At 62.6% G+C, this 8,399-nt stretch carries 8 protein-coding genes; 5 read left to right on the forward strand and 3 right to left on the reverse strand.

The genetic code is table 11. The features are described from left to right. Position 1: 1 nt before the first annotated feature. The 3 genes from D1646_RS23635 to D1646_RS02770 form a co-directional block, all read right to left on the reverse strand. A complete protein-coding gene (locus tag D1646_RS23635; protein WP_279279909.1) occupies positions 2-250 on the reverse strand; it encodes a twin-arginine translocase TatA/TatE family subunit in 249 nt (82 codons plus the stop codon). 236 nt (positions 251-486) lie between these two features. Beyond that, a complete protein-coding gene (spoIIP, locus tag D1646_RS02765) occupies positions 487-1,632 on the reverse strand; it encodes a stage II sporulation protein P (protein WP_160634974.1) in 1,146 nt (381 codons plus the stop codon). A gap of 109 nt (positions 1,633-1,741) precedes the next feature. Then, positions 1,742-2,569 (reverse strand): TraX family protein, encoded by an 828-nt coding sequence (locus tag D1646_RS02770; RefSeq protein ID WP_243153997.1) that lies wholly within the window; start codon positions 2,567-2,569, stop codon positions 1,742-1,744. A gap of 207 nt (positions 2,570-2,776) precedes the next feature. On the opposite strand from D1646_RS02770, the gene D1646_RS02775 reads away from it, so the two are divergent. The 5 genes from D1646_RS02775 to mutS all read left to right on the forward strand — a co-directional run bounded on the left by D1646_RS02775 (position 2,777) and on the right by mutS (position 8,267). Continuing rightward, the gene (locus tag D1646_RS02775) at positions 2,777-2,959 is read left to right on the forward strand and encodes a type II toxin-antitoxin system HicA family toxin (RefSeq protein ID WP_160634975.1); all 183 of its coding nucleotides are present in this window, start codon (positions 2,777-2,779) and stop codon (positions 2,957-2,959) included. A 43-nt stretch (positions 2,960-3,002) separates the two neighbouring features. Beyond that, a complete protein-coding gene (locus D1646_RS02780; protein WP_160634976.1) occupies positions 3,003-3,404 on the forward strand; it encodes a type II toxin-antitoxin system HicB family antitoxin in 402 nt (133 codons plus the stop codon). 172 nt (positions 3,405-3,576) lie between these two features. Continuing rightward, a complete protein-coding gene (gene miaB / locus D1646_RS02785) occupies positions 3,577-4,989 on the forward strand; it encodes a tRNA (N6-isopentenyl adenosine(37)-C2)-methylthiotransferase MiaB (protein ID WP_160634977.1) in 1,413 nt (470 codons plus the stop codon). A 322-nt stretch (positions 4,990-5,311) separates the two neighbouring features. Beyond that, complete coding sequence (locus D1646_RS02790) at positions 5,312-5,521, forward strand: helix-turn-helix transcriptional regulator (RefSeq protein WP_160634978.1); 210 nt, start codon at positions 5,312-5,314, stop codon at positions 5,519-5,521. 124 nt (positions 5,522-5,645) lie between these two features. Then, entirely contained in the window at positions 5,646-8,267 is a 2,622-nt protein-coding gene (gene mutS / locus D1646_RS02795; RefSeq protein ID WP_160634979.1) for a DNA mismatch repair protein MutS, read from the forward strand. Positions 8,268-8,399: the final 132 nt, after the last annotated feature.

An 8,399-nucleotide genomic window follows, 5' to 3' on the forward strand; every position in this document is an offset into this window, starting at 1 on the left:
GTCAAACCGCCTCCTGGTCCCCCGTGGTCTGAGCTTGCGCCTGGACGGGCTGCTCCTCGGAATGGGCGGGGGCGGCCCCCTTTTCCTCCTCCTCCTCCAGCTCGGCCCAGTTCTCGGTGTTGGCGTAGTGGCGCAGGGTCCCAACGGCCTTACCCACCATCTTCCCCAGCGCCGGGAGGCGGGAGGGTCCAAAAATCAGCAGGGCCACTGCCAGGATGACAATGAGCTCACCAGTTCCTATCTTCAACATTGACAAATTCACCTCCCTTTTTGATTCCGTTTTTATAACTTTAACATAGAGAAGGGGAACAGAGCAATTCAATTTTTCGATAAAATAATGGGCTATTTTCATGGTTGTTATATCCTGTCCCCTCTATTCCGCGCCGCGCCGGGGTGTTTCCGCAGACGCCCGGCGGCGCGGGAGAGGAAAAAGACAGACTCCCAATCAGGGCGGCAAAAGCGCCCGGAACGGGAGTCTCCCAGTCTCTATTCCTTCAGCTCCAGCAGGGTCCTGGCCGCACAGTCGGCCCAGAGCCGTCCCCCCGCAATGGCCTCTGAGAGGGTGTTGCCGTGGCCCCCCACCTCCACCAGGATGGACCCGGGGGAGAGCTGCTGATTGTACCGGCTCTTGCGCAGGACGGTGGGCCGGGCCAGGCTGGTATAGCCCTTTACCAGGCTGCGCTGAAGCGTCAGGGCAAAGGCCAGATTGTCCTTCCACCGGGGATGGGCCGCCCCGCCGGCGTCGGTGCCCAGCACCATCATCACCTGGGCCACCTTCTCCCCCGCCTCGGTGGATACCATTTTATAGATCTCCCCCTGGCTGCCCACCAGGGCGTCCCGGTGGACGTCCAGCACCACCTGAATGGTGGGGTACTGCTCCAGCCACTGCTCCGCCACCGCCTTGGAGCGGTCGTAGGCCCCGTTGTAGGCGGGGTAGTCGCACAGGGTCGTGTCGTGGATCACCTGAAAGCCATAGGCCCGGAAGACGGTGGCCATCTCCTCCCCCACCCGGACCACGTTGTGGGTACAGTCGGTGGTGCGGTAAGGGTCGCTCTCCTCATACAGGTCCCCGTCGGTCATGGAGTAGGCCTCGCTGCCGTGGGTGTGGAGGATCAAAATCTGGGGCCCCTCCCCCAGAGACACATCCACCGTCCCCTCCTGGAGCAGAGAGGCGTCCAGCTCCAGGCCGGTGCGGTTGTAGACGTACACCTGGCCGTCCCGCAGATACTGGCTGCCCTCCTTGCCCTGGCCCGTCATCTCCACAATGCCCTCCCCCTCCGGAGCGGGGCGCAGGTCGGGCTCCTCCAGGTCCTCCTCTCCATCGGGGTCCTCGGGGACCTCCGGCGCTTCGGGCCCCTGGCTGTCCTCCGCCCCCCGCAGGGCCAGCACTTCCTCCTCTCCGGCGGCCAGCAGAGGGGAGGTCTCCAGCAGCAGGCGGCCCCAGCCCGTCAGGCCCTTCTCCGTCCCGGGCAGCTCCCCCATCTGGGCGGTCAGCAGCTTCACCGCCAGGGAGGTCTCCAGCCTCTCCCCGGCGTCCCCAAAATCCACGGTCAGGCTCAGCCCCCAGACCCCCGCCAACGCCAGCCCCAGCGCAGTCCCACGGCGCAGGGCCCGTCCCACCTTGTTCCCCATGGTATCACTCCTTATCCTGTGTAGGAAATTATCGCGGTTGTCCCCAGTCTATGAGGAGGGATCCGGGGATATGACAAAACCGGCTGGCCCGAAGCCAACCGGTCTCGCTTTATCCCAGTATCCAGCTCTGGACGGCCACCAGCGCCAGGATGTGGAGGGGGTAGAAGGCGTAGCAGAAATATTGAAAGGCTCTGCTCCTGTGTCCCTGCCGCCCCCGGTACAGCCAGATGGGAACCAGCGCCGCCAGGGCCAGCCCCTGCTGCACCAGCTCCAGGGTCAGGCCGAACAGGGTCACCTCGTAGTAATAGCTCCCCAGCAGGGACACATTCAGGATATACAGACACACCAGCTGGGCCAGACGGTTTTTCCAGTCCCGCCCCCGGAAGAGGTGGAACACCAGCACCATCAGGACCCCGGCGCCGTAGTAGTCCACCATGGCCGCGTAGCCCAGCACGTAGCCCGCCAGCGCCAGCAGGGCCGTCAGCGGGAGGGCCAGCCAGGGGCGGAAGCGGGCCCGGCAGCGGTCGGTGAGGACCAGCAGCCCCAGACTCAGCAGAAAGGTCCACAGCACGTTCTGGTGGAAGGGGTAGAAGACGCTGCCCCCGTACATCAGGTCAAAGGGGACCTCCGACAGCACCGCCCACACCAGCAGCCGCAGGGCGTAGCGGCGCAGATCACCGGTGTGGGCGTAGCCCTCCGCCAGCAGAAAGGCGAATATGGGGTAGGCCAGCCGCCCCACGCAGGTCAGCCACTCCTGGGCGGGAAACAGGGTCGCCCACATATGGTCGCACATCATCAGCCCCATGGCCAGCACGTGGAGCTGTACCGAGGTGAGCTCAAATCCGCGCCGTTCCTCCATCGTCCCTTCACCATCCTTTGTTCCTGCCCCAATTGTACCCTCTCCTTCCACATTTGGCAAGAGTTTTGCGGCTTTCATTCGTAAAGCCTCTTTCGTGGAACACGACGGCCCCAGGGCAGAGCGAAGCGGTGGGGATTGATTTGCAGGCATTACTTCGACTTAAAATCTGAGGTAGAAGATGGCGCTTCCAGGGACAATCCCCCGCCCCATTGTGCGCACAGAGGCATCCTTGCCTTGACTTTTGTGCGTATTATGCGTATAATGGAGGCATAGGGAGGAAACAATATGACGGCGCAGGAAATTGAAAAGGAAGTCAAAGCGGACGGTTGGTATTTCCACAAAACAAAAGGCTCCCACAAGCATTTCAAGCACCCAACAAAACCCGGAAAAGTTACGATTCCACAGCACAAGGGTGATATTCATCCCCAAACGATTGAAACGATTCGGAAACAGGCGGGACTGAAATAAGCGCCGCCCTCCGGGGCAGCATAGATTAATTGGAGGTATTTCTGTGAAACTTGTATATCCTGCTGTCTTTTTCCCGTGGGACGATGGCGACGGTTACACCGTGGAGGTCCCCGATCTTCCCGGCTGCGTCACAGAGGGACCCACCCTTGCCGACGCTATTTTGATGGCCCAGGATGCCGCCAGCGGCTGGGTCCTGGACGAATTGGAGGAGGGGCGGCCAGCGCCTGCGGCCAGCGCTATGGGGGATATTCACGCGGATGCGGGCGGGCTTGTCAGTCTCGTTACGCTGGATATGGACGCCTATGCCGAAAAATATGGCAATACCGCTGTGCGTAAAAACTGTACGATCCCCGCCTGGCTGAATACCTTTGCGGAGGCGCGGCAAATCAATTTTTCCAAAGTCCTTACCGATGGATTGACCGCCCTCTATCAAGCCTCCATGTAATCCCCCTGCGCCGCCTCTCAAAAAGGGCGGCGCTTTTTGCTGTGTGGAGGCCCTCAAATCCTTGCGGCACTCCTCCCCGTTTATTTGCTGAATGCCTGCCCAAATCCTCCTTGTGTTTTTTCGAAAAAAATAGTATAATGTATGGGTTAAAATCGTGCCTCTGGAGGTCTTTATGGAACGCACCACTGTTATCTCTCCCGCGGATATTAAAAACCAGCTGGCCCACTGTCAGGCGGTGGCCCGGCTGCTGGCCCGACAGTCACCGGAGCCGCCCCTGGCCTTTGTGGACACCTACGGCTGCCAGCAGAACGAGGCCGACTCTGAGCGCATCCGGGGCTATCTGAAACAAATGGGCTTTGCCTTCACCGGCGACGAAGAACAGGCCCAGATCATCGTCATCAACACCTGCGCCATTCGGGAGCACGCCGAGCAGCGGGTATTCGGCAACGTGGGCGCCCTGGTCCACCTGAAGCGCCGGCATCCGGATACCCTCATCTGCCTGTGCGGGTGCATGGTCCAGCGGCCCGAGGCGGCCAAAAAAATCCGGGAGTCCTACCGCCACGTGGACCTGGTCTTCGGCCCCCACGCCCTGTGGCGGTTCCCCGAGATGGTCCACCAGCTGCTTGAAGCGCGGGGGCGGACCTTCTCCGTGGAGGATGAGGCCGGATCCATCGCCGAGGGCATCCCGGTGGTGCGCCAGGACAGAGTCAGGGCCTGGGTGTCCATCATGTACGGCTGCAACAACTTCTGCGCCTACTGCATCGTCCCCTACGTCCGGGGGCGGGAGCGCTCCCGCAGGCCGGAGGACATTCTGGCCGAGGTGGAACAGCTGGCGGCGGAGGGCTACAAGGATATCACTCTGCTGGGACAGAATGTGAACTCCTACGGCAGAGACCTGCCCCAGCCCACCGACTTCGCCGCCCTGCTGGAGCGGGTCAACGCCATCCCCGGGGACTTCCTCATCCGGTTTATGACCTCCCACCCCAAGGACGCGACCCCGCGGCTCTTCGAGACCATGGCCCGGTGCGAAAAGGTGGCTCCGGTGCTCCACCTGCCCTTCCAGGCGGGGAACGACCGAGTCCTTCAGGTGATGAACCGCCGCCACACCCGGGCGGAGTATTTGGAGAAGATCCGTCAGCTCAAGGCGCTGATTCCCCATATCGTCCTCACCTCCGACGTGATCGTGGGCTTCCCCGGGGAGACGACCCGGGAGTTCGAGGATACCCTGAGGGTGCTGGAGGAGGTGCGCTTCGACGCCTTGTTCACCTTCATCTTCTCCCCCCGACCCGGGACCCCCGCCGCCAGTATGGACGACCCCATGAGCCGGGAGGACAAGCTGGCCAATTTCAACCGCCTTACCGCCCTCCAGGACCAGATTTCCGAGGAGAAGCACGCCGCCTACGTGGGCCAGACCCTGCGGTGCCTGGTGGACGGGACCTCCGGCGACCAGCGCTTCCCCCTCACCGCCCGTACCCCGGGCAACCGGCTGGTCCGCGCAGCAGGGGACCCCGCCAGTGTGGGCCAGTTCCGGGATGTGAAAATCACCGGGGCGAACAAGTGGTCGCTGTTTGGGGAGATCGTGTAGTTGTTGGCTGACGCCGCTTTTGAGGCCCTGCGAAGCAGGGCCTGGCCCCTTTGAAAAGGGGCAGAGCGGTGCGGTGGGGATTGACTGCTGGCACTGCTTCGACCTGAAATCTGAAATAGAAGATGGTCTGCTGTTGACAATCCCCCGCCTTCGCTTCGCTCAGGTACCCCCTTTGCCAAAGGGGGCAAGCGGCTTCGCCGCTTGTGTGGCTCTGCTTCGACTGACAATCTCAAATAGAAGCAGTTCGCCAATTACGCGGAATCACGCGTTATTTTCTCTGTCATATACGCGTTTTCACGCGTTGTAAGGGGGCTTTGAAAAAATGTCAGCATTTTCTGCGCGTTTAATTGCATTAAGAAAGGCCCGGGGACTTTCCCAGTCCAAAACGGCAAAAGAGGTCAAAATTGCCCCCCGCGCCTACCAGAGCTACGAATATGAAGAGGCGGAACCGAAATTATCAACCCTCATCCGCATGGCCGACTTCTACGGCGTCTCTCTGGACTATCTGGCGGGGCGGTCTGACGTCCCTTAGTTGTACGCAAAAATACAACTGGGATTCCCTATGGTTATGGTAATCGTTATAGTTATGGTAATCGTTATCTTTATGGTAATGGCGCCCAGGGCAGGGCGCAGAGAGAGAAAGAAGGTAAATTTTCATGCCGGAGCTCACCCCCATGATGCAGCAGTATCTGGACATCAAGGCCCAGAATCCGGACAGCATTCTGTTCTTCCGGCTGGGGGATTTTTACGAGATGTTCAACGAGGACGCCAAGCTGGTATCCAAGGAGCTGGATTTGACGCTGACGACCCGGGACCGGAACAAGCCGCCGGACCAGCGCACGCCCATGTGCGGGGTACCCTACCACTCCGCCGACAGCTACATTGCCCGGCTCATTGCCAAGGGCTATAAAATTGCCATCTGCGAGCAGACCGAGGACCCCGCCCAGGCCAAGGGGCTGGTGGACCGGGACATTATCCGGGTCGTCACGCCGGGGACGGTGATCTCCTCCGCCATGCTGGAGGAGGGCAAGAACAACTACATCTGCGCCGTCTACGGCGACTCCAGCGGCTTCGGGCTGTGTCTGTGCGACATCTCCACCGGGGAGGTGTACGCCGCCTCCTTCCCCGCGGGCGAGGAGGGACTGAGCCACCTGCAAAACGAGTTAGGCCGCTTCAACCCCGCCGAGGCGGTGCTGTCCTCGGGGGCGTACAATACTGACGGGCTGGTCCCCTTCCTCCGGGACCGGCTGGACTGCCTGTGCGAGAACGGCGGCGAGGCCCGCTTCCGCATCGGCACGGCCCGGCCCCTGGCGGAGAAGCAGTTTAAAACCGGCCTCACCGACGTGCCCGCCCAGGACGAGGCCGCCATCCAGGCCGCCGGGGGGCTGCTGGCCTACCTGTACGAGACCCAGAAAACCGACCTGAGCCACATCTCCGCCCTCACCTACTACACCGCCGGGCAGTACATGGAGCTGGACCTCACCGCCCGGCAGACCCTGGAACTCACCGCCACCATGCGGGGCAAGGAGAAGCGGGGGTCGCTGCTGTGGGTCCTGGACAAAACAAAAACCGCCATGGGCGGGCGGCTGCTGCGGGGCTGGCTGGAGCGGCCCCTCCTGTCCCCGGCGCGGATCGCCCGGCGGCAGCAGGGGGTCGCCGACCTGGTGGAGGACGCCATAGTCCGGGAGGAGCTGGCCCTGGCTCTGCGGGAGGTCACCGATTTGGAGCGGCTGGCGGGCCGGGTCGTGTACGGCTCCGCCGGGTGCCGGGACCTGGCCGCCCTGTCCGCCGGGCTGGGGAAGCTCCCCCGCATCCGGGACCTCCTGGCCCACTGCCCCTCGGCCATCCTCCAGACGCTGCGGGAGGAGCTGGACGACCTGCCCCAGCTGCGCGCCCTGCTGGACCGGGGCCTGCGGGACGACGGGGAAAGGCCGCTGCCCTTCTCCGTACGGGAGGGGGACTTTATCCGCCCCGGCTTCGATTCCAAGGTGGACGAGCTGCGGGACCTGCTCACCAACGCCAACGGCCACATTGTGGACATGGAGGTGAAGACCAAGGAGCAGACCGGTATCAAAAATATGAAAATCACCTCTAACAAGGTGTTCGGCTACTATATCGAGGTGGCCAAGTCCCAGACTGGCCTGGTCCCCGACCACTGGACCCGGAAGCAGACCACCGTCAACGCCGAGCGGTACATCTCCCCCGAGCTGAAGGAGCTGGAGCACGCCATTTTGTCCGCCCAGGACCAGGTGACCGCCCTGGAGTACCAGCTCTTCTGCCAGCTGAAGGAGGCGGTGTGCCAGCAGGTGGAGCAGATCCAGAAAACCGCCGCCGCCCTGGCCCAGGTGGACGTGCTGTGCTCTCTGGCCGCCGTGGCCGCCGCCAACAACTACTGTATGCCCCAGGTGGACAGCTCCGACGCCCTCACCATTGTGGAGGGCCGCCACCCGGTGGTGGAAAAGGTGCTCAAGGGGACCCCCTTCGTCCCCAACGACACCCACATGGGCGGCGGGGACAACCTGGCCGCCATTATCACCGGCCCCAATATGGCGGGCAAGTCCACCTACATGCGCCAGGTGGCCCTCATAACCCTTATGGCCCAGATGGGCTCCTTCGTCCCCGCCCGCTCCGCCCGCATCGGAGTGGTGGACCGGGTGTTTACCCGCATCGGCGCCAGCGATGACCTGGCCTCCGGGCAGTCCACCTTTATGGTGGAGATGAACGAGGTGGCCTCCCTGCTCACCCACGCCACCAGAAAGTCTCTGCTCATCCTGGACGAGATTGGCCGGGGCACCTCCACCTACGACGGTATGGCCATCGCCCGGGCGGTGCTGGAGTTCTGCGCCGACCCCAAGCGCCTGGGGGCCAAGACCCTCTTCGCAACCCACTACCACGAGCTCACCGCCCTGGAGGGGACCGCCCCCGGGGTCAAAAACTACAACATCGCCGCCAAAAAACGGGGGAACGATGTGATTTTTCTGCGGAAAATTGTGCGGGGCGGGGCCGACCAGAGCTACGGCGTGGAGGTGGCCAAGCTGGCCGGGGTCCCCGACCGGGTTGTCAAACGGGCCCGGCAGATTCTGGAGGAGCTGGAGAGCCAGGGCTGGCGGCCCGCCGCTCCCGTCCGGGAGGCCCTCGACCAGGAGCAGGTCTCCCTGGGGGACATCGGCGGCCAGACCGTGCTGAAAAAACTGCGCATGACCGACGTGAATATCCTCTCCCCCATCGAGGCCCTCAACCTCCTGGCCGAGCTGAAACAGGATTTGAATGAGAGTTGAAACAAACGGTATTGTTTCAGTCTTCCCGCCCAAAAGCCCCCTTTTGAAAGGGGGTGGCCCTGCTGCGCAGGGCCAAAAGCGCCGTGCTCAGAGGCCCAGCGCCTCCAGCATCAGCCGGACTCCCAGGCGAAA

Source organism: Pseudoflavonifractor sp. 60, from assembly GCF_009911645.1.
GTDB lineage: Bacteria > Bacillota > Clostridia > Oscillospirales > Oscillospiraceae > Lawsonibacter.

Excerpts from the sequence above, each read along its gene's own strand:
- D1646_RS23635 (WP_279279909.1), bottom strand. The coding sequence starts at position 250 with ATGTTGAAGATAGGAACTGGTGAGCTCATTGTCATCCTGGCAGTGGCC.
- spoIIP (WP_160634974.1), bottom strand. The coding sequence starts at position 1,632 with ATGGGGAACAAGGTGGGACGGGCCCTGCGCCGTGGGACTGCGCTGGGG.
- D1646_RS02770 (WP_243153997.1), bottom strand. The coding sequence starts at position 2,569 with ATGAAAGCCGCAAAACTCTTGCCAAATGTGGAAGGAGAGGGTACAATT.
- D1646_RS02775 (WP_160634975.1), top strand. The coding sequence starts at position 2,777 with ATGACGGCGCAGGAAATTGAAAAGGAAGTCAAAGCGGACGGTTGGTAT.
- miaB (WP_160634977.1), top strand. The coding sequence starts at position 3,577 with ATGGAACGCACCACTGTTATCTCTCCCGCGGATATTAAAAACCAGCTG.
- D1646_RS02790 (WP_160634978.1), top strand. The coding sequence starts at position 5,312 with ATGTCAGCATTTTCTGCGCGTTTAATTGCATTAAGAAAGGCCCGGGGA.
- mutS (WP_160634979.1), top strand. The coding sequence starts at position 5,646 with ATGCCGGAGCTCACCCCCATGATGCAGCAGTATCTGGACATCAAGGCC.